We start from the raw sequence: 25,215 nt of genomic DNA, 5'->3' as shown, positions 1-25,215 counted from the left end.
CCGGATGTTCGAAGTAGCTCCGTCCCCGGCGAATGAGATCGCTCCGTCCGTGCGCGCATTGCTTGCGGCATTCCACGAGGACACACGCCACAAACTGGACCTCGCCCCTGTCGATAGCGTTCCGATCTATCAGCGTGCGTCCGACGGCTGGCTGAGCCCGGTCGGCGAAGACGGCTGGATCTCGGACTCCGACGCAGATCTGGACAAAGCCGACGCGATAGCGATGACGCCGATCAGTGTTCGCGACACGGAAACGTCTTGAGCGTGCGACAGCTGGAATTTCGAACACGCTGGCGGACAAGCGGATTCGATCTTCTGCGAAGTGCAGCCCGCGACGACGCAGGTCTCGACCACTTCGGGCACACCGGTGCTCTGTGACGGCGCGTCGACTGTCCACCCGGACGAGCATCCGGTCTCGGACTCCCCACTCGCTTCGCGCGTATTCAGTCCTCCGGCAATCCGGCGAGCTGTTTGACATAGCGGTGGGCAGGAACGGGGACCGGGCCGTCGGGGCCGGGGGCTTGGTGGGTGAACCGGCCCTCGTCGGTCCAGCCGTTGCGGGTGTAGAAGGCGCGGGCGCGGGCATTGCCCGGGACTACGGCCAGCCAGGCCCGTGAATGGCCGCTGTCGGATATGTGCTGTTCGGCGGCGGCGAGTAGGGGCGGTGCGGTGCCGGTGCCGCGGTGGCGGCGGGATAGGTAGACCTGGTCGATTTCGTCGTCGAGGACCATGATGAAACCGGCCACCTCGTTATCGATGATCGCGACAGTGGTGTCGGCGATCCGTTGGGCGGCCCGGGGTGTGAACGACTCCTGCGGGCGGACGGCGATGAGTTCGTCGGGGACATTGCCCAGGTGAGCGTCGCGCCAGCCCTCGTACCAGATCGCCGCGATGGCTTCGGCATCGTTGGGGCGGGCCGGGCGCAGGTGTGGGGAATCGGTCATCTGGGCAATGTAGCGCGGTGGGCATTGACATGAACCCGGGTTGAGGTTGAAAGGTGGAGGCATGATTCGACCTCCTGAGTTCTGGAATTCCGTGTATGAGGATGGATCCGCGCCATGGGTGATCGGGGAGCCGCAGCCCGCGGTGCTCGAGTTGATCGAGCAGGGGTGGATTCGGGGTGCGGTGCTCGATATCGGGTGTGGGGCCGGTGAGCACACCATCAGGCTGACCGAGCGCGGCTATGACGTGCTCGGGGTGGATCTTTCGCCGAGCGCGATCGCGTATGCCAGAGACAATGCGCGCGAGCACGGAGTGCCCGCGCAGTTCGAGGTGGCCGATGCACTGGAACTGGGGGATGAGCCCCGCTACGACACCATCCTCGACAGTGCGCTGTTCCATGTCTTCGCCTTCGACAATGGCGATCCGACCGAATATGTCCGCAGCCTGCACCGCGTCCTGAAGCCCGGCGGGCTGGTCCATATCCTCGCGCTCTCCGATGCGGAACCGGGCTTCGGCCCGCGCATCAGCCGCACCGCGATCGCCGAAGCCTTCGGCGCGGGCTGGGAATTGGAAGAACTGAAGCCCGCCCGATATCGCGGACGCGTCAGCGCGGCGGTCGTCGATGCCGCGGAACTCGGCCTGACGCCGGGCAGCATTGTCGATGAGGCGGCCTGGCTGGCCCGAGTGCGCCGCCGCGATATTTCCTACAGCGTGTCTTCCAACCGAATTATTGGATGACACCACCCTTCTCGGGTGTCCTAACCCATCGCCGCAGACTTGGTGTGGGTGTCGGTTTCCGCGTCATCCGAGACGGTTTCACCCACACCGGAGTGTGGGTCAGCGCCGTCCCGTCGGCGGACATTGATGACCGGGGCTCGTGCTTCGGGCTCCCGGACCTGGGCTCGATGATGTGTCTCGCCCCAGGCGGCGAGATTGATCGAGGCGTTGAGATCACGATCCAGGCGGTGGCCGCAGTCGCAGGTGGACATCCGATCCGCCAGCGTCAGTGCGCGATTCACATTCCCGCAACGAGAACACGTGCGACTGGGCGGGAACCAGCGATCGCCCAGCAGCCCTGTCCGCCGCGCCAGCGCTGTTTGTAGCCCACCAGGCGGCCGAACTCACCCCATCCGGCATCGCTGATCGCACGGGCCAGATGCCTATTGGCCAGCATTCCGGCGGTATTGAGGTCTTCGAGGACCAGCCGGTCGTGGGTATTGACCAGCCGAGTGGAGACCTCGTGCAGAAAATGCCACCGCCGGGCGGCGACGTGCGCGTGGTGCCGTGCTGATCGCGCCGCAGCCTGCGCCGGTTGTTGGACCCCTTACGTTTTCGCGTGACGGCTTTGGCCAGGCGACGCTGCCGCCGCAGCCCCGCCACGAGCGCCCGCGGGGCGTCGGTGGTTGGTGGAGTTCACGGCCGTCGCTGGTGGCGGCGACTGGGCAGCAAACTCGCGGCCCCGATCTGGGGCGCGATCGCCCGTCGCTATGTCGATGTGTTGGACGGTTCCGCCGGCGCCGGTCGGCAGCATGGTGAAATTTCAACTCCTCGTTGAAATCTTCAACAGTGGAGAGTAATTTCGCTGCCACACAAGAGAACGGAGGTCCGCAATGCCGCGAACCCATGCCCTGCCCCTCGCCCTGCTGGCGGCCCTGGTCGGCTGTCTCGTCGCCTGCGGCAGTGAATCCGATGGCGCCGGTGGCACATCCGTCGCATCGAGCGCACCCATTCCCGACACGACCGCGATCATCGCCTCGGTGACCAAGGACGCACAGCTGAACGCCGCGCTCCCGGCCTCGATCACCCAGGCCGGTGCGCTGCACCTGGCGTCGTACATCCAGTCCGCGCCCAACAACTTCTACGCCGCGGACGGTAAGACCCCCATCGGGTACGAGGTCGATCTGTCCAAGGCCATTGCCGCGAAACTCGGTGTGGGCGTGGAGCATCAGGACATGGCGTTCGGTTCGCTCATCACCAGCCTGCAGTCCGGCCGCATCGACGCGACCATGGCGGCGATGAGCGACACCAAGGTGCGCCAGCAGCAGATCGACTTCGTCGACTACTTCACCTCGGGCATCGCGATCATGATCCGCAAGGGCAACCCCGACTCGGTCAGCGGGCCGGATACGTTGTGCGGCAAGGTGGTAGCGGTGGTGCAGGGCACCAGCCAGCAGAAGTTCGTCACCGAGCAGAGCGGCAAATGCGCCCAGGCGGGCAAGTCCGCCATCACCATCACCGAGACCGAGAGCGACAACCAGAACCAGACCCAGTTGCGCACCGGCCGCGTCCAGGCGATCGTGAACGATCTGCCGACCGCCGTCTATGTCTCGCGCACCGCTGGTGACGGCAAGTTCTTCGAGGTCGTACCGGGTGAGCCGATCGACGGCGGCCCCTTCGGAATCGGTGTCACCAAACAGAATCGGGCACTGGCCGAAACGCTGCGGAGCGCCGTCAACGGACTGATCGCCGATGGCACCTACGGCAAGATCCTGCGGGCGTGGGGCGTCGAGAAGGGCGCGGTCAAGGAGGCCGTCATCAATGGCGGAAACTGAGCTGCCGATCGTTCGGCTGCGGCACTGGGGGCGCTGGATCGCGGGCGCGATCATTCCGGTCCTGTTGGTGCTGCTGGGCATTGCGCTCGGCAATGCCGAGATCGAATGGCCCCGGGTACCGGACTTCCTGTGGTATCAGGTGATGCTCACCGGTCTGGTCAATACCATTGTGCTGGCGGTGTTTTCGCAGGGCGTGGCGATCGTGCTCGGTATTGTCGTCGCCCTACTGCGGCGCAGCGCAAATCCGGTGGCCCGCTGGTTCGCGGGTGGCTACGTCTGGCTGTTCCGCGGTCTGCCGGTGCTGTTGCAGATCCTGCTCTGGTACAACCTGGCGCTGGTGTTCCCGGTGATCGAGATCCCGTTCTTGCTGCACGCCCAGACCAATACTGTGATCAGCGCGTTCACCGCGGCCTTCCTGGGTTTGGCGCTCAATGAGAGCGCGTATATGGCCGAAATCGTGCGCGCCGGGCTGAACAGCGTCGACAGTGGCCAGACCGAGGCCGCGAAGGCGATTGGCATGACCCCGGCGACGACCCTGCGCCGGATCGTATTGCCGCAGGCCATGCGGGTGATCATCCCGCCCACCGGCAACGACTTCGTCAATATGCTCAAAGGCACCTCGATGGCCTCGGTGATCGGCGTGACCGAGCTGATCCACGCGGCCAACAACATCTCCTCCAGCAACCTGCTCGTCATGGAGACCTTGCTGGCGGCGGCGGTGTGGTACATGGTCGTGGTCACCATCGCCGGGGTGGGCCAGCATCAGCTCGAGCGCGCCTTCGGCGCAGACCGATCGGGGGTCATGGCACGCGCCGCCAAGGCGCTGCGCGGCTCCCCACTGAAGCGGAGGGCTCATGTCTGACCCGCTGTTGCGCGCGGTGAACGTGCGAAAGAGCTACGGCCACAACGAAATTCTGAGCGGAATCGACCTGGAGGTGCACAAGGGGCAGGTGGTCTGTCTGCTCGGACCCTCCGGCGCGGGCAAGAGCACCTTCCTGCGGTGTATCAACCACTTGGAAACGATTGACGGCGGCCGGATCTGGGTCGATGGTGAGCCGATCGGCTTCCGGCTGCACGACGGCAAACTGTACGAGCTTCGTGAGCGCGAGGTCGCCCGGCAGCGCCGCGATATCGGCATGGTCTTCCAGCGCTTCAATCTGTTCGCCCACCGCACGGCGCTCCAGAATGTGATCGAGGGGCCGGTCCGGGTGCTGGGCGCCGACCCCGTGACCGCCCTGCGGCAGGGCTTGGAGCTGCTCGAGCGAGTCGGTCTGGGCCATCGCGCCGATGCCTACCCGGCGCAGCTCTCGGGCGGGCAGCAGCAACGGGTGGCGATCGCGCGGGCGCTGGCCATGCGGCCCAAGCTGATGCTGTTCGACGAGCCGACGTCGGCGCTGGACCCTGAATTGGTGGGCGAGGTGCTGGAAGTGATGAAAACGCTGGCGGAAGAGGGGATGACAATGGTCGTCGTGACGCATGAGATGAGCTTCGCCGCCGAGGCCGCGGACGAGGTAGTGTTCCTCGCCGACGGTGTGGTGTTGGAGACGGGGCCGCCCGCGCAGGTGTTGCGCGCGCCGAAACACGAACGCACGCAACAGTTTCTCGCCAGGATCCTGCAGTGAGCCCGGCCACGCGGATCTCGCCGCGCTATCTGCTGCAGTTCGGCGAGCCCGCGGGGTACCTCGACTTCGCACGCTTCGGCCCGCCCTCGCATGCGGTGCTCGAAACCACGGCGAGCCTGCTGCACGAGTCCACCACGGCCGGTCCGGACACAGTGGATCAGCTACTGCGGCAAGAGATTCGGGCCCGGGCGGCGGTGGCGCGGCTGTGCGGGTCGGACACCGATCACACCGTGCTGCTGCCGAGCACCAGCCTCGGATTGTTCCAGGCGGCCTTCAATTTCGGTGGCGAGGTGCTGGTCTCGGCGTCGGAGTTCCCGGCCAACACCTATCCGTGGGCGCGTGCCGAGCAGGTCGGCCGCCGAGTGGTGCGGCGATTGTCCGGCGGGTACGCGACACCGGAGCGGATCGCGGCCGGACTCACCGATGACATCACCACGGTGACCGTGAGCGCCGTCGACTTTCGCACCGGCTATCGCGCCGATCTGGCCGCGCTGCGCGAGGTGGTCGGCGACCGGCTGCTGGTGGTGGACGGCATTCAGGGATTCGGTGTCACCGAGGAGCCCTGGCAGGTCGCGGACATTCTGGTGGTGGGCGGCCAGAAGTGGCTGCGCGCGGGGTGGGGGACCGGGTTCGCGGTGCTCTCGGACCGTGCCCTGGAGCGGATGGATCCGGTGTTGTCGGGCTGGTCCGGTGCGCGTGATCCGGGACTGTTCGACGATGAGATTCACGCGCCCGACGCGACAGCGAGCGCGTGGTCGCTGACCCATCTGAGCCCGATCACGGCCGGCGGGTTCGCCGCGGCGCTGGAGTTGGTCGAAGAGGCCGGGCCCGGCGTGATCGCGGCCCGGATCGCGGAGCGGATCGGCGGATTCTCCGATGTGCTGGCAGGTTTGGACGCCGAGATCGTGTCTGCGGTGGACCGGCGCGCGGGCATTCTGGCGTTCACGATGCCCGGTCACTCCGCCGAGTCGGTAGGTGCGGCGCTGACCGCGGCGGGCATCTCCGCGACGGTCCGACCCGAGCACGTGCGGTTGTCCCCACACGCCTCGACCCCGTCCGCCGCGGCGGATCTGCTGCGCTCGGCGCTCGAGACACTGCGCCGCCCACGGACCGCGTCGCGACTGCCCGCCGCCGCGGCGGCCACCCACGATGTGCTGACCGCGCTGATTCCGGCGGTGCCCAGTCTGGCCGCCATGCTCGGGCCCGGTAATGAAGTGCTGCTGCATGATCTGAGCAAGCTGCCGGATTCGATCATCGCGATCGCGGGTGAGGTCACCGGCCGCAGTACCGGCGGCCCGATCACCGACCTGCTGCTCTCGCTGGTCCGCCGCAATACGACTCAGGATCTGACGAACTACCGCACGCATGGCCCGGACGGCCGCCCGATCCGCTCATCGACCCTGTTTCTGCACGATGCGGACGGCGTCGCGATCGGTTGTCTGTGTATCAATAGCCTGGACACATCGGCCCGCGCCGACGGCGACGGCCAGCCGGTGGAGTCCTTTGTGGCCGATGTCGACAGCCTGCAGCGCTTCCTGGTCGATCGCGCCATCGATAAGGCCGGCATCCCGGTGGATCTGATGAAGAAGACCCATAAGGCGGCGGTCGTGCGCGAACTGGACGAGGCCGGTTTCTTCCTCATCAAGGACGCCGTCGATCACCTGGCCGGCCGCCTCGATGTCACCCGCTACACGATCTACAACTACCTCAATGAGATCCGGGCCTGACCCCGCGCCAACCAGGGGGAGACATCACTGTGGACGCGGAAGCACTGATCACGCGGCCACCATCGCCGACGGCTTCCGCCGCCGCGGCTACGTCCCGCCCCGCTCCTTCGTCGCGACGGCCGCGGCGGGCGCACGACGGATCGGCTGACCCATGAACACGGACAATGGCACAGGCACCACGCTGCCAGACCCGGCAGATTCCTAGCGCTGTGCAAACACCGGGCCTGGTGGACTGTGCATCGGGTCGCGGCACTGCCTGCCGTGATCCGATCGCCAATGGAAAGGGTTCACTCGTAATGACATTCACCCGTACCGGAATCATGCGAACCGCCGTTGCGCTCGGCGGTCTGCTGGCGACGGGGGCGCTCCTGGTTCCCGCGACGGCTTCGGCGCAGCCGGGTGTCGGCGGCGGACTGATCGACACGACATGCACCTTCGCCCAGGTGGACGCGGCCATTCACGCCGAGGCGCCCAAGCTGGCCGAACGCCTGGATGGCCATCCCGATCGCAAGGCGAAGTTGCAGGAGTTCCTCGCGCTGCCGGTCGACCAGCGCAAGCAGCGCGCTCAGCAGTGGCTCGACAACCACCTGGATGCGCAGACCAAGATCGAGGAGAAGCGCAACTCGCCCGAGGGCCAGCAGAAGATCGATAAGCTGCGCGAACTCGCGAACAGCTGCCACAACTACTGACCCGAGTGCGGGCGGCGCTGCCCGGCGCCGCCCGCCCGGTCAGTTCGGCAGTGTGACGGTGACGATCAGCCCGCCCTCGGGTCGTGCGGCCGCCCGGACATCGCCGCCATGCGCATGCACGACCGATCGCACGATCGACAGACCGAGTCCGGCACCGCGAATGTTCGGCGTATGGCCGGATTCGGCGATCCGATCGCCGGTGGTCAGTCGACGGAAGGGTTCGAAGAGTCCGTCGACCTCGAAGGCCGGTACCACCGGGCCGGAATTCTCGACCACCAGTTGGCCTTTCCCTTCCGTGCTCACGGATCTGATTGCTACCCAACTATTTTCGCTGACGTTGTAGCGAATCGCATTGTCCGCCAGGTTCTGCGCCAGACGTTCCAGCAGTACCGGATCGCCGGAAACCGGAGCCGCCGCGAGTTCGGTGCGGATCTCGATACCGGCCCGCTCGGCGGCATCGTTGGCGACGGTCACCACCCGCCGGACCACATCGGCCAGGTCGACCCGGCTGCGTTCGATCAGCCGTTCCTCGCTGCTCGCGAGCACCAGGAGTCCGTCGATCAGCTGCTCATGCCGATGATTGACCTCCAGGAGCGTGGCTCCGAGCCGACGCGTCGACTCCGGCGCGTCGGGATCATCGAGTGCCACCTCGATGAGTGTGCGATTGATGGTCAATGGCGTGCGCAGTTCGTGCGAGGCATTGGCGACGAAGCGCCGCTGACCGTCGAAGGCCCGATCCAACCGCTCCAGCATGGCGTCGAAAGTGTCGGCCAGATCCTTGATTTCGTCATCGGGTCCGGTCAGCGCGATCCGCTCGTGCAGGCTGCGATCGGCCACCCGGCGCGCGGTCGCGGTGATCTGCTGCAGTGGATACAATGCCCGCCCGGCCAGTAGCCAACCCAGCCCACCGGCCGCGATCCCGATCGCGCCCAGCGAAACCAGCGACCAGACCAGCATCGCCTCCAGGGTGTCGCGCCGTTCCTTGGCGGCCTGGGCGGTCAGTGCCTGATACAACTCCTCGGACACGATCGGGCGGTTGCGCTTGGCCAGGTACTCGCGCACAAGTATCTGGGCACCCATCCCCTGACGCCGCCCCAGCGACCGATCGAGATAGAAGTAGGTCAGCGCGACCAGGATCGCCCCGGCGATAAAGAACGCGCCCGCATACAGCAGAGTCAGCCGCAGTCGAATGGTGCGGCCTCTCATCGGATGCGGTACCCCACGCCCGCCTCGGTCTCGATCACCGGCGGATCGCCCAACTTCCGGCGCACCATCATGATCGTGTACCGCACCACCCCCGTGAACGGATCGATGTTCTCGTCCCATGCCTTCTCCAGTAACTGCTCCGCCGACACCACCCCGCCGTCGGCACGCAACAATTCGGCGAGCACGGCGAACTCCTTGCGCGACAACGAGATCGGCTCGCCATCGCGAGTGACCGCCAGCCGATGCGGGTCGAGTCGAATGCCGGCCCGTTCGAGTACCAGCGGCGTTGCGGGTCGGGACCGTCGCCCCAGTGCCTGAATCCGGGCAACCAGTTCGGCGAAGGCGAACGGTTTGGTCAGATAGTCGTCGGCGCCGAGTCCGAGTCCGGCGACCCGCTCGGCCACCGCCGTCGCGGCCGTCAGCATCAGAATCCTGGCGTCGCTTCCGACCTCGGTCAGCGAGATACAGACGGTATCGCCGGATACCGTCGGCAGATCGCGATCCAAAACGATCACGTCATAGTCGTTCACGCCGACCCGCTCCAGCGCATCGGCCCCGTCGTACACCACATCGACCGCCATCGCATGCCGTCGCAGCCCGTCGGCTATCGCATCGGCCAGCAACCGCTCGTCCTCGACCACCAGTACCCGCACCCGACAATCGTGCCTGTTGATGCTGTTGGGTCGCTGTGAGTGCGACATGTACCGATCAACTTCGCGATTTCGGCGCATGTGCCGATGGGTAGTGATTCAATCTGCTCGGTGTGTGCTCTGTAGTAGCTGATAGCAGTGAAAGGAGTTCAGATGACCTTGTCGGTTGCCGACCGCATATTCGTCCGCGTCAGCCGATTCCATACGGAACGGATCGCTGCCGCTTGGGGCGGACGGCATTTGCTGCACGGTCGTAGACCCGTGCCGGGCGATGTCGTGCTGACCAGCAGCGACTATCTCGCCCTTGCCCGTGAACCGCATATCATCGGCGCGATGTGTGCGGCGTTGCAGAACTACGGCGGTGCGGCGCCGCCGGCCGGTATCTTCGTGCACGGCCCCGACCACCCGCAGATCGCGCTGGAAATGGCGCTTGCCGAACATATGCGGGCGGCCGCCGGAATTCTGTGCCAATCCGGCTGGGATGCCACCGCCGGGTTGATGCAGTCGATCGCCGATCCGCACACCCCGGTCTATGTCGATCACATCGCGCACATGTCGCTGTGGCACGGTGCGAAAACGGCTGGTGCGCCGGTGTATTCGTTCCGGCACAATTTTCCGGGCCATCTGCGCGAAGAGATACGCAAATACGGTTCCGGCATCATCGCGGTGGATTCGATCTACAGCACCAATGGCAGTCGCTGTCCGCTGACCCAGATCTGTGACGTGGCCGACGAGACCGGCAGCGTGCTGGTCGTCGACGAATCGCATTCGCTCGGTACCGACGGCCCCTACGGTGCCGGCACGGTGGTCGCGCTCGGCCTCGCGGACCGGGTGCCGTTCCGAGTCGCCAGCCTCGCAGCGGCTTTCGCCGGACGTGCCGGATTCATCGCGGCGAACAATATCGATTTCGTCGACTACTTCAAGATGGAGTCCGATCCGTCGGTCTTCTCCGCGACGCTGCTGCCGCACGATATCGCGGGCCTGGCCGCGACGCTCGAGGTCGTCCGCGTCGACGATTGGCGGCGGATCCGGCTGCGCGAGATCTCCGCTATCGTACGCCGTGCCCTGATGGCATTGGAGTTCGATCTGGAGGGTTCGGCCAGCCATATCGTCGCACTGCAGACCGGTCCGGATCAGCGCACCATCGCCATTCGTGACTTCCTGGAGGCCCGTGGCATTTTCGGCTCGGTCTTCTGCTGGCCCGCCACCGCGCCCGAACGCTGCCTCATCCGGTTCTCGCTGCATGCCGGGCTGACCGATATGCAGGTGGACCGACTCATCCAGGTCTGTGCCGAGGTTCGCGACACCTTCGGCGCGATAGCGCCGTATCATCCCGATCAGCCGAGGTCCGTAACGAATCCGGCGCAACCGTCGCTGGTGCCGACCTCATGAGGCCGCGCCGCGGTGTTATACCCGAGCCGCTTCGGCGGATACTGCCATCGCCCGGACATCGCGCGGCAGGATCACCGTGAAGGTCGCGCCGCTGCCCGGTTCGCTGTGCACGCTCACCCGGCCGCCGTGTGCCACCACAAGGGCCTGCACGATCGGTAGGCCCAAACCCGTTCCGCCGCTGGTTCGGGTGCGGGAATCGTCGGTGCGGTAGAAGCGCTCGAATACTCGGGCGGCGGCCTCCGGTGTCAGGCCGGGGCCGGTGTCGATGACGTCGATGCGCACCGTGTCGGCGGATGGGTTGAGCCGCACGGTGATCGCCGCGGTGGCCGGGGTGTGGGCGAGGGCATTGCCGAGCAGATTCGCCAGCACCTGACGCAACCGTGCCTCGTCGCCGGTCACGTCCATGGTGCCGACGCCGGAGCTGATCTCCAGGGTGATCGGGCGTTGCGGGTCGGTCTGCTGCTGCGCCGCCATGGCCTGTGCGTTGTGCACCGCATCGCCCGCGAGCGCGAGCAGATCCACCGGACTGCGGTCGAGTGGGCGTTTGGCATCCAACCGGGCGAGCATCAGCAGATCCTCGACCAGCAGGCTCATCCGCACGGCCTCACCCTCGATGCGGCCGACGATCATCTGTGCGTCGGTGCTCGCGCCCTGGCGATAGAGCTCGGCGAAACCGCGAATCGTGGTGAGCGGGGTACGCAATTCGTGGCTGGCGTCGGCAATGAACTGCCGCATCCGGCGTTCCGAACGCCGGGCGTCCTCTTCGGATGCCTCGGTGGCGGCGACGCCGTGCTGGATCTGCTCGAGCATTGCGTTCAACGACCGCGCTAGCCGGTCGACCTCGGTGTCGACATCGCGCACCGGGACGCGCCGGTGCAGGTCGCCGCTCGCGATCGCGGCCGCGGTCTCCTCGACCGTGCGCAGCGGGCGCAGGCTGCGTCGGACAACGAAATAGCCGACGACGCCGAGGGCGAGCAGTGCCGCCGCGCCGATGCCGAGTTCGAAGTAGATCAGCCGCGATACCGTCTCCTGGTTATCGGTGAGCGGCAGCGCGATGGTGGTCGAGCCGAATTGGTTGCTGGTGGTCAGCACGCGCCACTGCACCGAGGAGTCGTCGGTCGAGCCGACCGTTATCGGGACCGCTGCCGCGTGCCCCACCACATCCGGGGTCGTATCGGTGCCAGCGATCGTTCCGGGAGTGCCCGAATAGAGCTGTCCCTCGGGGCCTTTGCGCAATTCGTAGAACCGGCGCGGTTGATCGATGAACGGCCGGGCAACGGGCCGTGTATCCGCCAACTCGGCCGGAATCCATAAGATCGCACCGTCATTCGTGACGATCTGGCGCATCGGGCGCGGCTCTGCCCACGAACGGGCCGCATCGTAGAGCTGCTCATCGGTTCGCGCGGTCAAGGATCGGCTCAGTGCGGAGGTGACCGCGAACCCCGTCGCCATCAGCACCAGGGCGGCCAGGAAGACGAGGGCGACGACGAGACCCACCCGCAGCGGAATGGCCGATACCCGCCGGGCCAGCGCCTCGTGCAGCCTCATGTTCAGTTCGGTTGGGGTTCGCGCAGCACGTAACCGACGCTGCGCAGCGTATGGATGAGTTTCGGCTCGGTGGTATCGACCTTGCGCCCGCTGGTCGCCGTCTGCACCTCGAACCCCTGAAATCGCAGACTCACCGCAAGGAGTTCGACGATCATCGGTTCATCGTCGACGACGAGAACGCGCGCTTGCGGATCGACTCTGCTCATTACCTCAGCGTGGCGCGACCAGCGTTGCCGAAGCTCAGGACCAGCTGGGGGTTTCCTGTGAGCTGCTCCGGAGCTCGGTTCGGTCGGGCCGTTCGCCGAGAGTTGTGCTACTGGGGCTGGGGCTCGGGGTGGAGTATGCGTTCAGCCGCGTGGATCAGGGTGGCGCTACTGTCCGGATCCTCCACATGGATCGCGAAGGCCAGCTCACCCATATTCGCCAGCAGCCAGCCCTGTCCGCCCGTGATGGCGACATATCCGGAGCCGCCGAGCATCGGACGGAGCCGGTCGACCACCTCGGCGGGTAGCGGTGCCGATTCCACCGAAGCCGTTGCCGGGTGTCCGATTTCGATCATCGGCCGAACAATGCGCCCACTGGCGATGGTGGCCGCGACGATCGCCATGCCGTAGGCACTGGCCTGGATCTCGCTGGCCTGACTGCCGCGGCGGACCTGTTCGGTGCCCGGTGTCGGGATCCGTGAGGTCACCTTGTCCAGGCCCGTCAGCCCGAAATCGACGCCGATACCGAGCATGTGGGCGGCCTTGGTGACCTCATCCACGGAAACGTCCTGCGGTGCCTTCCGCGCGATTTTCGCGGCAGCCGTGCGCAGCAATTCGGTAGTGCCGCCGATCGGCGCGAGTCCAGTGAAGGCCGATCCGTTCGTGCTGACCGCGTTGTTCTCCGCGGCGGCGACAATGGCTCCGGTCGCGGAGTTGATGACGACGGCGGCCGTCGCGTTTCCGACATAGTTCACCGCGTCCTGGGCGGCGCGCTGCCAGTGTGGATCCAGCGTCGCGGCGACGTCGGGGCCCGGTGTGCCCGGCTGCCCGGTGAGATAGGCGATCGGAAGGCCGTCCAGGCTCGACAGCTGAACCGCCCAACCCGCGCATCTGTCCCGGTTGTCCTGCCACACCACGCGCAATGCATCGAGCATCGGCGACTGCACCCGGCGGTCGGCGGCGATCAGCCGTGGCTGGGCCTTGGTCACTACTCCCGGTATCGGCGCGATATCCGGTTCCAGGACCGCGAAATCGGACTCCCGCAGGTTTACCGCGACGACCGGCTTGCCCTGCGCGGCGGCCAGTTGCTCGCGCAAGGACGGTCCTGTGATCACTGACGCGATCGGCTCGATGGCCTTGGCCAGCGCATCGGTGGTGGCGATCGGATCGGTAATGCGGGCGGGATCGAGCTTGACCACATCGATGGTCTGCTCGGTCATGAGGGTCTGTCCGTGGCCGTCCTTCACGATGGGTGGCGGTGGTGCGTATGCGCGGACCAGTTGAACCGTGTGGGTGTTGTCCAGGTGCGGAATAACGATGGTGGGATCCCAGGAGATGCGCCAGCCGGTCGCCAATTTCCGCACCGTGCCCTGGGACTCATAGCTCCAGTTCCGATCCTGTCCGAACGCCCATGCCCCCTGCAGAGTGAAGATCGCCTCCGTGCTGTCCAAGACGATGAATTGGACCACCCGGAACTCCGGCGTCCCGGGGCCCAGTCCGTCGAATATCTGCCGTAAGGACACGATGGCATTGTTGGGCTGGGAGGTCAGGTTCGCGGCATTGTCCGCTTTCCGTTTATTGAGCAGTTCGGTGAACTCGTCGACCGTAACCCTGGCGTCGTCGGGGTACTTGGCGAACGAATATGCGCACCCGCCGATCCCCACCGCGAGCACCACCGCGGCCAGCGCACTGAGCAGACGACCGCACCTCATCGGCGGCGGTCCGGTGTTGTGCCTGCCATCGGCCAACTCTCCATCGCGAACCTCGATTCTCGAGATCAAGCGTGCGATTTCAACGGCCAGATGATGGCCACCCGGATCCGGTAACTCCCTGGAAGTCAAGTGATTCGAGGATAACGGGGGGCCGTGGACGTTTCAGCGCCTCGATCCGATAGCTGCCAAAAAGCTATGGAGTCGAAACGCATCGCCATGGCGATGCGACGGACCGTGTCGCGGACGCGGGTGATATGGGTGTGCGCCGAAGGGGCGGAGGATGACAGCTCCGCCCCCTGTCTAGCGCCGGATCACGGCTGCGGCGCCGGGCTGAAAATGCCGAAGTCGTTTCCGGAGGTGTCCTGGATGTGGGCGAAGATCAGCCCGTCCTTGCCGGTAACCGGTGGTACCGACACCTTTCCGCCGAGTCGTTCGGCGGCGGCGACGGTGGCCGCCACATCCTGCACGAGCACAAAGAAGGTGGCGTGATTGCCCGTGGCGTCGGGGGTGTGCGCGATGCCGCCGCTCGGTCCCTCGCCGGCGGGGTAGCTGACGAGGTCGTAGGCATCGGCATTGGGGTCTGCGTCGAAGGTCCACCCGAACAGGTCGCCGTAGAACTTCTTCACCTCGTCGGGCTTATCGCTGCCGACCTGGAACCAGGCCACCGTGTTGAAGGGGGGAGTGCTCACTTATCGTCTCCTCGGGATCGGTGATCGTTGTCTTGCCCGACCACGATCACCCGGCTGCGCGACAACCCCCTGTCGGTGTTTCCCGCGATATTTCACAGCGCGACGGTGCGCAGCTGGAGATCGTCAGGGATATCGGATCCGGTGCCATCGAGGGGGCGCTGCGCTATCGGCAGATCGGTCATTGTCACCGCGCCGATGCGGTCCAGCCGGAAACAGCGGGACTCCTCGCGCAGCCGACACCAGGCAACGAGGTACCAGCCATTGGAGCCGCTGAGGAATGCGGTCGGCTCGACCTCGCGTTCACTGTCGGCGCCGAAGCGATCCGAATAACTGATCCGCAGCACCCGTCCGGCTTCGATCGATTGCGCGATGACCGACGGGATCGCTTGGGCGGGTGGCGCGTCCACCGGTTCCATCAGCCGAATCCGCGCGGCCAGCGCGCGAGCGGCGGCGGCATTCTGATCCGACATCACCGCGAGAATCTTGCGCAGCGCGCTCTGCCCGGCCTGGTCGAACGGCGTCGCCGCACTGCGCGCCAATGCGACGGCGAGTGCGACGGCCTCGGCCGGGGTGAAGTTGAGCGGCGGCAGCGACATGCTCTTCTCCAATGCGTACCCGCCGCGTCTGCCGACATCCGCGTAGATCGGAATGCTCGCCTGCTGCAGGGCCGCGATATCACGTTCGATCGTGCGAACGCTCACCTCGTACCGTTGCGCCAATTCACGTGCGGTCCGCACGCGCGGCGCCACCGCCCGCAACTCCTCGACGATCGCATAGAGCCGATCCGTACGGTTCACGCCGCCACCGTAGCGCCTGCCACCGACAGCAAGATGTCCCGTTGGTGCGCGATCGGTCGTCTATCGGGTGGTGGCCGGGTAGCAGCTGCTGAACTGTTGTCCCCACGACTCGAGTTTGTGCCCGGGGCAACACATTTGGGTATCGGTCAGGGTGATCACGGCGGCTGTCGCATATCCGGTGGCAGCCTCGAACAGTGCGGCGTCTGCGAGGGTGCCACCAGATATGCGACAGCGGCTGATGGATCGGCTATCGCCGGGAGACGAGCATGGGCTCGTGTAGGTCGAAGAATTCGACCTCGCCCATGAGTTCGCTCTCCTCTTCGAACAGCGACCGCAGATCGTCGGGGATCTCCAGCTTTTCGTGCTCGCGGGCTTCGGCTTCGGAGGTGAAGTACACGGCCTCGACATATCCGTCGTCGCCGTAGGTCGCCAGGGTGCCGCCGATGATCTCCGGGCGCAATTGCTGGATGCGATCGGTGCCCTGCGAGAGCAGTTCGCGCATGCGGCGCTGATCGGAGGTATGGCCCTCCATGATCTGTACGAAACCGGCCTGGTCGGAGCCGCCGCCCAGCCACTGTGTCACTTCGGGGCAGTCCATGAAGGTAACCGGACCGTCGAAGCACTGTTCGGTTTCGGCCCACCACGCACCCTGCTCCGGACGGTCGCTATTGCGCCGCGCCGCTTCCTCGGATTCGAATCGTGCCATCGCGATGAACGTCCCGTCGTTGCACAACCCGCTGGTCGTGCCGAGGTAGCCGGTGGCGCCCGGTTGCAATTGCTCGTTCCACCGATCCATACATAGGCGCAGTCGATCGGCATCCGCGACCTTGCCTTGAATGACTTGGATGAACATCGAGTCCTCCTCGTGCGGAGGGATCACTCCGCTGTATCGCGGGGGCGATGCGTCGTGGTCCACCGAGGGCATGGGGACCGCACGGCCCGCGAACGCGGCCACCGCACAGCTAATGCTTCGCCGCCGCGTAGCCGAACGCAAGAGCGGAGCCGCGGCGGCAAGCGGACCGGTGGCGGGTCAGCGCAGGGCGAGGGCCAGGAAGAAGTCGACGCGATCTTCGAGGCGGGATAGGTCTCGGCCGGTCAGCTCCTCGATGCGCTGGATCCGATAGCGCAGGGTGTTCACGTGGACGTGCAGTAGCTCAGCGCATTTGGTCCAGGAGCCGGAGACCTGGAGGAAGGTTTCCAGGGTGTGCACCAGGTCGGCGCGGTTCTCCTGGTCGTAGCTGCTGAGGGGGTCCAGCAAACGCAGGCGGAACATGCGGCGGACCTCGTCGGGGACGCTGGCCAGCAGCAGCATATGGGTGGCCAGTTCATCATGGCCGACGACGCTGGTGGGTTGGTGACGGCCCTCGGCGAGGCGGCGGGCATAGCGGGCTTCTTCGACCGCGCCCCGCAGGCCTTCGCCGTCGACGATGCCGCTGACGCCGATCGATAGGCGGGCGCCGCGTAGGCCGGGTTCCAAAGCGGTTACCGCACGGTGGATTTCGGCGATGATGCCGCCATTGGGATCGGCGGGGATCAGGGCAATGGCTTCGCCGTCCACGACACCCGCGGCTGGCCTTTTGCCGTAGAGGATTTCGCGGAGCAGGACGCGTAATTCGCCGGGGCGCAAGGCTTCTGCTTCGGCGCCGGCGGCCACGGCGATATAGGTCTCGGCGGGGCCGAGGCCGGTCAGCTCGAGGCGGGAAATGATTTCGGCCGGTTTGGCATCGGAGACGATGAGTTCGATGAGTTCCTGGGCCAGGCGGCCTTCGGCGCTCTGCCGGTCGTCGATGCGCGCGCGTTCGAGCGAGACGACCGCGGCGAGTTCGCCGGTCAGCGTGCGGCGTTCTTCCGGCCAGTCCCTGCAGTCGCCCTCGAAGACCATGAACCAGTCGGCCGCGCGGGAGGTGCTGTGCTCGTCGACCGCGAACAGTGAGTAGCGGGCCTTATCGTGAACCAGCACGTGGGGCAGGCGGCGCGCATTCAAGAAAGCGGCCGTGACCTCGACCGGCGGCGGTGACACCGGCCCGGCCACCACGCGTCCGGTCGAGGAGACCACCCAGCATCGCATTCCCAGATCGCGTTCGATCAGCTCCAGCACCGATCCGAGGCCGGTACCCGAGACGAGTTGGCGGTGGCGGTCGAGGATGGCGGTCAGATCGGCGGCCCGGCCGGTGGACAGATTGCGCGTCAGCGTCTCGGTGACCTGGGCGAACGCGACGTCTTCGCGCACACGGAACAGCGGGATCCGGTGCCGCTGACAGGCCTCGACGACATCAGGCGGCGCACCGCCGTAGCGGGCGTCGCCCGCGGCGAGTCCGGCGACTCCGGCCCGGGCCAGCGCGCGCACGAAGATCTCGCTGTCCTCGGGCTCGAGCCGCCATTGCAGGCCGGTCAGCACCAGTTCACCACCGGAGAGATAGCGGCTCGGATCGAGCATGTCGGTGGTCACGACCCAGCGCACGAAGCGGTCGAGCTCGTCCTCGCCGGTGACGAGCTCGAGACCGAGATCCATGGTGAGAAGTGATCTAAGTCGCACAGCGCCGAGGCTAACAGCCGATTCTGAGCCCGCCCGAAGACGCTTTGGATATTCGCACAAAACGGCCCGTGTGAACTGGCGCACACTTCAGATTTCTGGGTCCTAGCAGCGCTGATGAACGGCGGGTGTACTTACTCCCATCGCAAAACAACCTCGAAATGGAGATCGGATGTCAGGTGAGATCGGATGGCTCAACTCGCTGCCACCGGATCAGGCCGAGGCGGAATTGCTGACCTGCTGTGCCTCGCATGTCTGGGCACAGAAGGTGGCGGCGCACCGGCCCTACGTGGACAGCACGAGCCTGATGGCCGCCGCCGTCGCCGGGGTGCAGGAGCTGAGTTGGCCGGATATCGAGCAGGCGCTGTCCGCGCATCCGCGCATCGGCGACCGCGCGAAGGCGGGCACGCACGAGCGCGAGGCGAAGTGGTCCGCCGGTGAGCAGTCGGGGACCGCGAATGCCGACCGGCAGGTCCTCGCCGATATCGCCGCGGGCAACCTGGCCTATGAGCAGCGGTTCGGACATGTCTTCCTGATCCGCGCCGCCGGCCGCTCGGCCGAGCAGATCCGCGCCGAACTGCGCAGGCGCCTGGCGAATACCGCCGAGGGTGAACGCATCGCAACCCAACGCGAACTCGCCGATATCACCCGGCTGCGGATCCGAAAGCTGTTGGAGGACAAGTGAGTCTGTCCACCCATGTGCTGGACGCGGGGTCCGGCCGCCCGGCCGCGGGGCTGGCGGTGCGGCTGGAAAGGGCCGACGGCACCGTGCTCGCCGAGCGTCGCACCGACGACGACGGGCGCGTCAAGGATCTGCCCGCTCCCGAAATCGGTGCGCACCGGCTGATTTTCGACACCGGTGACCTCAGCCCGTTCTACCCGTCGGTGACCATCGACTTCCGCGTCGCCGACCCAGCCGAGCACTACCACGTGCCGCTGCTGCTCAGTCCCTACTCCTACTCGACCTACCGAGGTAGCTGAACAATGTCGATCAAGCTCGGGCCGAATAGATACGGCAAAGCGGAAAACCGGGTCGTCCGGGTGACGAAAACCGGTGGCATCCACGAGATCCGGGATCTGAACGTCGGTGTGGCGTTATCCGGTGACATGGACGAGGTCCACCTGACCGGTGACAATGCGACGGTCCTGCCGACCGACACCCAGAAGAACACCGTCTTCGCCTTCGCCAAGGAGCACGGCATCACCTCGCCGGAGGCGTTCGGTCTGCTGCTGGCACGGCATTTCGTCGACTCGCAGCCGCCCATCCACCACGCGCGGGTCTCCCTGGAGGAGTACGCGTGGGAACGCATTGTGGTGGGCCCCAGCGACAAGCAGCATTCGTTCGTGCGCTCCGGCCAGGAGACCCGCACCGCACGCGTGCACTACGACGGCGAAAACGCCTGGGTGGTATCGGGTTTGACGGGTTTGGTGGTGCTCAATTCCACCGGCTCGGAATTCCACGGCTACCTCAAGGACAAGTACACCACCCTGCAGGAGGCCTACGACCGGGTGCTGGCCACCGAGGTCAACGCGGAGTGGCGTTTCGCGAGCGAACCGGGTGATTGGGACGAGGCCTACCGCGAGGTCCGCGGCGCGCTGTTGGAGGCATTCGCCGACACCTACAGCTACTCGCTGCAGCAGACCCTCTACGCCATGGGCGACCGGGTGATCAGCGCGGTCCCCGAGGTCTGTGAGGTGCGGCTGTCGCTGCCCAATAGGCACCACTTCGTGGTGGACCTGTCGGGCTTCGGACTGGCGAACGACAACGAGGTGTTCTTCGCCGCCGATCGGCCCTATGGCCTGATCGAAGGCACCGTGCTCAGCGAGGAGGCCCCCGCGCCCGGACCGGCCTGGGAGTGACGATGGATTTCCTACGACCCGATACCTGGGCCGAGGCGCTTGCGCTGAAGGCCGCGAATCCGGAGGCCAAGCCCATCCAGGGCGGCACCGACGTCATGGTCGAACTCAACTTCGACCACGGCCGCCCGGCGGCACTGCTCGACCTGAACCGCTGTCGCGATCTGTTCGACTATTCGACTGAGGCCAACGGTCGAATCCGGATCGGCGCTGGCGTCCCGTACGTGCGCATCATCAACCGGCTGGGCCAGCAGCTGCCCGGCCTGGCACAGGCCTCGCGCACGGTCGGTTCGCCGCAGATCCGCAACCGCGGCACGGTCGGCGGCAATCTCGGCGGCGCGTCTCCGGCCGGGGACGCCCATCCCGCGCTACTGGCGGCCAATGCGGTGATCGAAGTGGAGTCCGCCGCGCGTGGTACCCGCCTGATCCCGATCGACGACTTCTACGTGTGGGTGAAGAAGAACGCACTGGAGCCCGACGAGCTGATCCGCGCCATCTGGATAGAGCCCGCCACGGGACCGCAGTACTTCTCCAAGGTCGGCACCCGCAATGCCATGGTGATCGCGGTCTGCGCGTTCTCGATCGCGCTGCACCCCGATACCCGCACGGTCGGCACCGGCATCGGTTCCGCCGGACCGACCCCGCTGCGGGCGGGCCCGGCCGAGGAGTTCCTGGCCACCACCCTCGACTGGGATGACCCGTCCCCGTTGCCTTTCGAGGTCATCCGCGACTTCGGCGAACTGGCCTCCGCCGCCGCCAAGCCGATCGATGACGTGCGCGGCACCGCGGAATACCGCAAACATGCCCTGACGGTGCTGGCCCGCCGCACCCTGTCCTGGGCGTGGACGGACTACCTGGCAGAAAGAAGGAGGGCAGCCTGATGCGTGTGACCTTCGACGTCAACGGCTCGCAAGAGACCGTCGACAATGTGTGGGAGGGCGAGAGCCTCCTCTATATGCTCCGCGAGCGGATGGGCCTGCCCGGCTCCAAGAACGCCTGCGAGCAAGGCGAATGTGGTTCGTGCACAGTCTATTTGGACGGCACCCCCGTGTGTTCCTGTCTGGTGGCCGCGGGGCAGGTGCAGGATCGCTCGGTGCGTACGGTCGAGGGGCTGGCCAAGGGGGCGAAGCTCGATCCGATGCAGGAGGCGTTCGTCGAGGCCGGTGCGGTCCAGTGTGGTTTCTGCACACCGGGTCTCATCGTGCAGGCGCACGACCTCATCCAACGCAATCCGAATCCCTCCGATGTGGAGATCCGCGAGGCGCTCGCCGGAAACCTCTGCCGTTGTACGGGATACGAGAAGATCCTCGACGCGGTGCGACTGGCCGCGGCACGTAAGGCGGGCAAATGAACGTTGTCATTGAGAACGCGTATATTGCGCCGGTCGTCGGTGACGAGATTGCGTCCGGATATGTCGTAATCGCCAATGGCCGTATCGAATCCCTCGGGGCTGGGCCCGCGCCGATCGTGACCGATGCCGAAAGGATCGACGGCACAGGCTGTTTGGTCACGCCCGGCCTGGTCAACACCCACCACCATCTCTACCAGTGGGCGAGCCAGGGTCTGTTCCAAGATTCGACCCTGTTCGAATGGCTGACCGGCCTCTACCGCACCTGGGCGCGCATGGACGCGGACGTCGTCTACGGCGCGGCCTCCGCTGGCCTGGGCTGGCTGGCGCTGACCGGCTGCACCACCAGCAGCGATCATCACTACATCTTCCCGAAGGGCCGCGGCGATCTGTTCGAGGCCGAGGTGCGCGCGGCCGGCGAGATCGGCCTGCGCTTCCACCCGTGCCGCGGTTCCATGGACCGCGGGCAGAAGGACGGCGGTCTGCCGCCGGACGAGGTGGTCGAGAGCCGCGACGAAATCCTCACCCACACCGCCGAAGTCATCGATAAGTATCACGATCCGTCGTTCGACTCGATGCTGCGGGTCGCGGTGGCACCCTGCTCGCCATTCTCGGTCAGCGAGGGCCTGATGGTCGATTCCGCCACCCTCGCACGCGCCAAAGGCGTTCGGCTGCATACCCATCTCGCCGAGACACTAGACGAGGAAGAACACTGCATCGAGCAGATGGGCTGCACCCCGGTCGAATATATGGAAAAGCTCGGCTGGCTCGGTGAGGACGTCTGGTTCGCCCACGCCGTCCATCTGCACGACGCCGATATCCGTCGCTTCGCCGAAACCGGCAGCGGTTCCGCACACTGCCCGAGCTCGAATGCCCGGCTCGGTGCCGGTATCGCCCGGGTCAGTGATCTGGTGGCCGCCGGTGCGCCGGTGGGCCTCGGAGTCGACGGCGCGGCCTCGAGCGAACTCACCTCGCTGGCCGGAGAAATGCGTCAGGCCATGCTGTTCCAGCGCGCGGTCAATGGGCCGACCGCCTTCACCGCGCGCCAGGCACTCGAGATCGGCACGCTCGGCGGCGCCCGTAATCTCGGCCGCCACCACGAGATCGGCAGTATCGAACCCGGCAAACTCGCCGATCTGGCCATCTGGCGGGTCGACGGCTTCCGCTCGGCGATCGAAGATCCGGTCTGCTCCTTGGTTTTCGGACCGACACCGCCGCTGGCCCGACTGCTGGTGGGCGGACGCACCGTCGTGGAGAACGACGAATTGCGCACCGTCGCACAGGATGTCGTCGGTCGAGCCGGTGTCGCGGCCCGGAAACGGCTGATGCGACAGGAGGCATGATGACCATCCCACGGACCACCCGCTTCCCGGGTGAGGTCGCCGCGCCGGGCAAAGGCGGCATCGGCGAGAGTCCGCTGCGTCCCGATGGCACCTTGAAGGTCAAGGGCGAGTTCGCCTATTCCTCCGACCTGTGGATCGACGGCATGCTGTGGGGCGCGACCCTGCGCAGCCCGCATCCGCGGGCGATTATCCGCAATATCGACATCGCGCCCGCACTGGCCATGACCGGTGTGCACGCCGTGCTCACCCATGAGGATGTGCCCGGTCGCAAGGTATACGGTCTCGACCACACCTGGGATCAGCCGGTCCTGGCCGTCGGTGAGGTGCGCCACCACGGTGAACCCATCGCCCTGGTCGCCGCCGACCACCCCGAGATCGCCCGGCGCGCCCTGGCCGCCATCGACATCGATTGGGAGGTACTGGAACCCATTACCGATCCGATGGCGGTGATCTCGGCTCCGAATCGGCTGAAGGTGCAGGAACGCGGCGGTATCGCCCGCCACCAGCCGGTGCGCGTCGGCGATATCACCGTGGGCCGGGCACTGGCGACCGTGGTGGTCGCCGAGGAATTCGAGGTCGGCATTCAGGACCAGGCATTCCTCGGCCCCGAATCCGGCTTGGTGATTCCGGCCGAGGACGGCGGGCTCGACTTCTACGTCGCCACCCAGTGGATGCACAATGATCTGTCCCAGATCGGCCCGTGCCTCGGCTTGGCCGACGACCAGATCCGCATGACCATGGCCGGTGTCGGCGGAGCCTTCGGCGGCCGTGAGGACCTGTCCATGCAGATCCACGCGGGCATGCTGGCCATGCACACCGGCAAGCCCGTCAAGATGGTGTACAACCGCGAGGAGTCGTTCTTCGGGCACGTGCACCGACACCCGGCGAAGATGCTCTACGAATATGGTGCCAATGCCATCGGAAAGCTCACCTACGCAAAGGTTGTCATCGTCCTCGACGGTGGCGCGTACACCTCGGCGACGCTGAATGTCACCGGTAACGCGTCCTCGCTGGCGGTCGGCCCGTACGAGATCCCGCATATCGAGATCGACGCCTACGGTGTCTACACCAACAACCCGCCGTGTGGCGCGATGCGTGGATTCGGTGCTGTCCAAGCATGTTTCGCACACGAGTCGATGATGGACAAGGTCGCCGAGGCACTGGATCTCGATCCGGTGCACGTGCGCCAGATCAACGCGGTATCACAGGGTTCCAAGCTGGCGACCGGTCAGGTGCTGCACGCGCCGACGCCGATGGCCGAGATGCTGGGGCAGTTGCGCGATATGCCGATGCCCCCCGAGTTGGACGCCTCGGATATCCGCAATCTGCCCGGTGGCGCATCGCAGACCACGCACGGCGAGGGGGTGGTGCGTGGTGTCGGCTACGGCGTCGGCATCAAGAACATCTGCTTCTCCGAGGCCTTCGACGACTACTCGACCGCGCGGGTGCGGCTGGAAGTCATCGCGGGAGAACCGGTTGCGCTGGTGCACACCGCGGCCGCCGAGGTCGGCCAGGGGCTGGTGACGGTCGAGGCGCAGATCGCACGCACCGAACTCGGCATCGAACGGGTCACCATTGCCCCGGCCGATAACCAGATCGGCGACTCCGGTTCGTCATCCGCCTCCCGGCAGACCTATATGACCGGTGGCGCGGTGAAGGCGGCGTGTGAAGCCGTCCGGCAACGCGTACTCGCGCTGGCGCAGGCCAAGTTCGGGCCGTCGCTGGGGCTGCGTCTGGTCGGCGGCAAAGTGGTCTCGAGCCGGGGGGAGGTGCTCGCGGCGATCGTCGATGTCCTGGATGAGGGGGTGATCGAAGAGACCCGCGAGTACCACCACCGGCCGACCACCGGTATGGATCCCGTTACGGGACAGGGAAATAGCCACACCCAACTGGCTCTCTGCGTACACCGCGCCGTGGTGGACGTGGACACAGACCTCGGCCTGGTCAAGGTCGTCTCCCTGGACGCGGTCCAGGACGTGGGCAAGATCATGAACCGCCTGTCCCTGGAGGGCCAGATCCACGGCGGCTCCGTTCAGGGGCTCGGCCTGGCGGTCATGGAGGAAATTCAGGTCAAAGACGGCAAGGTGCGCAACCCGTCCTTCACCGACTACCTGATCCCGACGATTCTCGATACGCCGTCACAGCGGCTGGAGATTCTCGAAAATGCCGATCCGCACGCCCCCTACGGGCTGCGTGGCGCCGGAGAGCCGCCCACGCTCTCCTCCACCCCCGCGATTGCCGCCGCGATCCGTGACGCGTGCCGATCACGGGGTGGAAACGTGCACATCAACCGAGTGCCGGTGCGACCGGAAGACATCATCCGGAGCAGTTGATCAACAGGGGCAACCAGGACTGACCAACTGTTGGACTGGACAGACCCCACAACAGCAGTACCCGAACCGAGC

26 protein-coding genes and 1 pseudogene are annotated in these 25,215 nt (G+C 66.2%); 15 read left to right on the top strand and 12 right to left on the bottom strand.

Annotation, left to right across the window (positions count from 1 at the left end):
• Positions 1-4 precede the first annotated feature (4 nt).
• Positions 5-262 carry a hypothetical protein gene (locus tag ABZW16_RS01920; protein WP_354951148.1) on the top strand — a complete coding sequence of 86 codons (258 nt, stop codon included), beginning with the start codon at positions 5-7 and terminating at the stop codon, positions 260-262.
• 181 nt (positions 263-443) lie between these two features.
• Here ABZW16_RS01920 and ABZW16_RS01915 read toward each other — a convergent pair whose 3' ends face one another.
• Entirely contained in the window at positions 444-944 is a 501-nt protein-coding gene (locus ABZW16_RS01915) for a GNAT family N-acetyltransferase (protein ID WP_354951146.1), read from the bottom strand.
• Between the two features lie 61 nt (positions 945-1,005).
• Here ABZW16_RS01915 and ABZW16_RS01910 point away from each other — a divergent pair, with 61 nt between their 5' ends.
• A complete protein-coding gene (locus ABZW16_RS01910; RefSeq protein WP_354951144.1) occupies positions 1,006-1,680 on the top strand; it encodes a class I SAM-dependent methyltransferase in 675 nt (224 codons plus the stop codon).
• A 20-nt stretch (positions 1,681-1,700) separates the two neighbouring features.
• On the opposite strand, the gene ABZW16_RS01905 is transcribed toward ABZW16_RS01910, so the two are convergent.
• Both ABZW16_RS01905 and ABZW16_RS01900 read right to left on the bottom strand, forming a co-directional pair.
• Entirely contained in the window at positions 1,701-1,961 is a 261-nt protein-coding gene (locus ABZW16_RS01905) for a zinc ribbon domain-containing protein (protein WP_354951142.1), read from the bottom strand.
• On the bottom strand, positions 1,958-2,188 hold the full coding sequence (locus tag ABZW16_RS01900; RefSeq protein ID WP_354951297.1) for a hypothetical protein: 231 nt from the start codon (positions 2,186-2,188) through the stop codon (positions 1,958-1,960). Before ABZW16_RS01900 ends, ABZW16_RS01905 begins: the two co-directional genes overlap by 4 nt.
• A gap of 364 nt (positions 2,189-2,552) precedes the next feature.
• Here ABZW16_RS01900 and ABZW16_RS01895 point away from each other — a divergent pair, with 364 nt between their 5' ends.
• The 5 genes from ABZW16_RS01895 to ABZW16_RS01875 all read left to right on the top strand — a co-directional run bounded on the left by ABZW16_RS01895 (position 2,553) and on the right by ABZW16_RS01875 (position 7,532).
• Entirely contained in the window at positions 2,553-3,494 is a 942-nt protein-coding gene (locus ABZW16_RS01895; RefSeq protein WP_354951140.1) for an ABC transporter substrate-binding protein, read from the top strand.
• Positions 3,481-4,356 carry an amino acid ABC transporter permease gene (locus ABZW16_RS01890; protein ID WP_354951138.1) on the top strand — a complete coding sequence of 292 codons (876 nt, stop codon included), beginning with the start codon at positions 3,481-3,483 and terminating at the stop codon, positions 4,354-4,356. Before ABZW16_RS01895 ends, ABZW16_RS01890 begins: the two co-directional genes overlap by 14 nt.
• Positions 4,349-5,116: an amino acid ABC transporter ATP-binding protein gene (locus ABZW16_RS01885; RefSeq protein WP_354951136.1), complete on the top strand. Its 768-nt coding sequence runs from the start codon at positions 4,349-4,351 to the stop codon at positions 5,114-5,116. The genes ABZW16_RS01890 and ABZW16_RS01885 overlap by 8 nt, the downstream gene beginning before the upstream one ends.
• Entirely contained in the window at positions 5,113-6,843 is a 1,731-nt protein-coding gene (locus tag ABZW16_RS01880; protein WP_354951135.1) for an aminotransferase class V-fold PLP-dependent enzyme, read from the top strand. Before ABZW16_RS01885 ends, ABZW16_RS01880 begins: the two co-directional genes overlap by 4 nt.
• Positions 6,844-7,139: 296 nt before the next feature.
• Positions 7,140-7,532 carry a hemophore-related protein gene (locus tag ABZW16_RS01875; RefSeq protein ID WP_354951133.1) on the top strand — a complete coding sequence of 131 codons (393 nt, stop codon included), beginning with the start codon at positions 7,140-7,142 and terminating at the stop codon, positions 7,530-7,532.
• A 39-nt stretch (positions 7,533-7,571) separates the two neighbouring features.
• On the opposite strand, the gene ABZW16_RS01870 is transcribed toward ABZW16_RS01875, so the two are convergent.
• Positions 7,572-8,738, bottom strand: a complete 1,167-nt coding sequence (locus tag ABZW16_RS01870; protein ID WP_354951131.1) for an ATP-binding protein — start codon at positions 8,736-8,738, stop codon at positions 7,572-7,574.
• Positions 8,735-9,391, bottom strand: a complete 657-nt coding sequence (locus tag ABZW16_RS01865; RefSeq protein WP_354951129.1) for a response regulator transcription factor — start codon at positions 9,389-9,391, stop codon at positions 8,735-8,737. The genes ABZW16_RS01870 and ABZW16_RS01865 overlap by 4 nt, the downstream gene beginning before the upstream one ends.
• 150 nt (positions 9,392-9,541) lie before the next feature.
• On the opposite strand from ABZW16_RS01865, the gene cqsA reads away from it, so the two are divergent.
• Entirely contained in the window at positions 9,542-10,780 is a 1,239-nt protein-coding gene (gene cqsA, locus ABZW16_RS01860; protein WP_354951127.1) for an alpha-hydroxyketone-type quorum-sensing autoinducer synthase, read from the top strand.
• 15 nt (positions 10,781-10,795) lie between these two features.
• On the opposite strand, the gene ABZW16_RS01855 is transcribed toward cqsA, so the two are convergent.
• The 7 genes and pseudogenes from ABZW16_RS01855 to ABZW16_RS01825 all read right to left on the bottom strand — a co-directional run bounded on the left by ABZW16_RS01855 (position 10,796) and on the right by ABZW16_RS01825 (position 18,265).
• A complete protein-coding gene (locus ABZW16_RS01855; protein ID WP_354951125.1) occupies positions 10,796-12,328 on the bottom strand; it encodes a HAMP domain-containing sensor histidine kinase in 1,533 nt (510 codons plus the stop codon).
• An 86-nt stretch (positions 12,329-12,414) separates the two neighbouring features.
• Positions 12,415-12,534: pseudogene (locus ABZW16_RS01850) on the bottom strand (DNA-binding response regulator); the annotation flags it as partial.
• A 107-nt stretch (positions 12,535-12,641) separates the two neighbouring features.
• On the bottom strand, positions 12,642-14,312 hold the full coding sequence (locus tag ABZW16_RS01845; protein WP_354951124.1) for an NTF2-like N-terminal transpeptidase domain-containing protein: 1,671 nt from the start codon (positions 14,310-14,312) through the stop codon (positions 12,642-12,644).
• Between the two features lie 242 nt (positions 14,313-14,554).
• A complete protein-coding gene (locus ABZW16_RS01840) occupies positions 14,555-14,932 on the bottom strand; it encodes a VOC family protein (RefSeq protein WP_354951122.1) in 378 nt (125 codons plus the stop codon).
• 92 nt (positions 14,933-15,024) lie between these two features.
• The gene (locus tag ABZW16_RS01835; protein WP_354951121.1) at positions 15,025-15,729 is read right to left on the bottom strand and encodes a WYL domain-containing protein; all 705 of its coding nucleotides are present in this window, start codon (positions 15,727-15,729) and stop codon (positions 15,025-15,027) included.
• Between the two features lie 247 nt (positions 15,730-15,976).
• Entirely contained in the window at positions 15,977-16,582 is a 606-nt protein-coding gene (locus ABZW16_RS01830) for a hypothetical protein (protein WP_354951120.1), read from the bottom strand.
• Positions 16,583-16,759: 177 nt separating this feature from the next.
• The gene (locus tag ABZW16_RS01825) at positions 16,760-18,265 is read right to left on the bottom strand and encodes a PucR family transcriptional regulator ligand-binding domain-containing protein (RefSeq protein ID WP_354951118.1); all 1,506 of its coding nucleotides are present in this window, start codon (positions 18,263-18,265) and stop codon (positions 16,760-16,762) included.
• A gap of 169 nt (positions 18,266-18,434) precedes the next feature.
• Here ABZW16_RS01825 and uraD point away from each other — a divergent pair, with 169 nt between their 5' ends.
• From uraD to ABZW16_RS01790, 7 genes are read left to right on the top strand one after another with little or no spacing between them, the layout of a single operon-like run.
• Positions 18,435-18,947, top strand: coding sequence for a 2-oxo-4-hydroxy-4-carboxy-5-ureidoimidazoline decarboxylase (gene uraD, locus ABZW16_RS01820; RefSeq protein WP_354951116.1), 513 nt, complete (start codon positions 18,435-18,437; stop codon positions 18,945-18,947).
• Positions 18,944-19,243 carry a hydroxyisourate hydrolase gene (gene uraH / locus ABZW16_RS01815; RefSeq protein WP_354951114.1) on the top strand — a complete coding sequence of 100 codons (300 nt, stop codon included), beginning with the start codon at positions 18,944-18,946 and terminating at the stop codon, positions 19,241-19,243. Before uraD ends, uraH begins: the two co-directional genes overlap by 4 nt.
• Before the next feature lie 3 nt (positions 19,244-19,246).
• Positions 19,247-20,122: a factor-independent urate hydroxylase gene (gene pucL, locus ABZW16_RS01810; protein WP_354951112.1), complete on the top strand. Its 876-nt coding sequence runs from the start codon at positions 19,247-19,249 to the stop codon at positions 20,120-20,122.
• Between the two features lie 2 nt (positions 20,123-20,124).
• Positions 20,125-21,000, top strand: a complete 876-nt coding sequence (locus tag ABZW16_RS01805; protein WP_354951110.1) for an FAD binding domain-containing protein — start codon at positions 20,125-20,127, stop codon at positions 20,998-21,000.
• Positions 21,000-21,470 carry a (2Fe-2S)-binding protein gene (locus ABZW16_RS01800; RefSeq protein ID WP_354951108.1) on the top strand — a complete coding sequence of 157 codons (471 nt, stop codon included), beginning with the start codon at positions 21,000-21,002 and terminating at the stop codon, positions 21,468-21,470. The genes ABZW16_RS01805 and ABZW16_RS01800 overlap by 1 nt, the downstream gene beginning before the upstream one ends.
• The gene (locus ABZW16_RS01795) at positions 21,467-22,810 is read left to right on the top strand and encodes an 8-oxoguanine deaminase (RefSeq protein ID WP_354951106.1); all 1,344 of its coding nucleotides are present in this window, start codon (positions 21,467-21,469) and stop codon (positions 22,808-22,810) included. The genes ABZW16_RS01800 and ABZW16_RS01795 overlap by 4 nt, the downstream gene beginning before the upstream one ends.
• Complete coding sequence (locus ABZW16_RS01790) at positions 22,810-25,143, top strand: molybdopterin cofactor-binding domain-containing protein (RefSeq protein ID WP_354951104.1); 2,334 nt, start codon at positions 22,810-22,812, stop codon at positions 25,141-25,143. Before ABZW16_RS01795 ends, ABZW16_RS01790 begins: the two co-directional genes overlap by 1 nt.
• Positions 25,144-25,215: the final 72 nt, after the last annotated feature.

Source organism: Nocardia sp. NPDC004604, assembly GCF_040609795.1.
Lineage (GTDB): Bacteria > Actinomycetota > Actinomycetes > Mycobacteriales > Mycobacteriaceae > Nocardia.
Note: the sequence above shows the minus strand (reverse complement) of the source record. Positions and strands in the feature narration are given on the sequence as shown.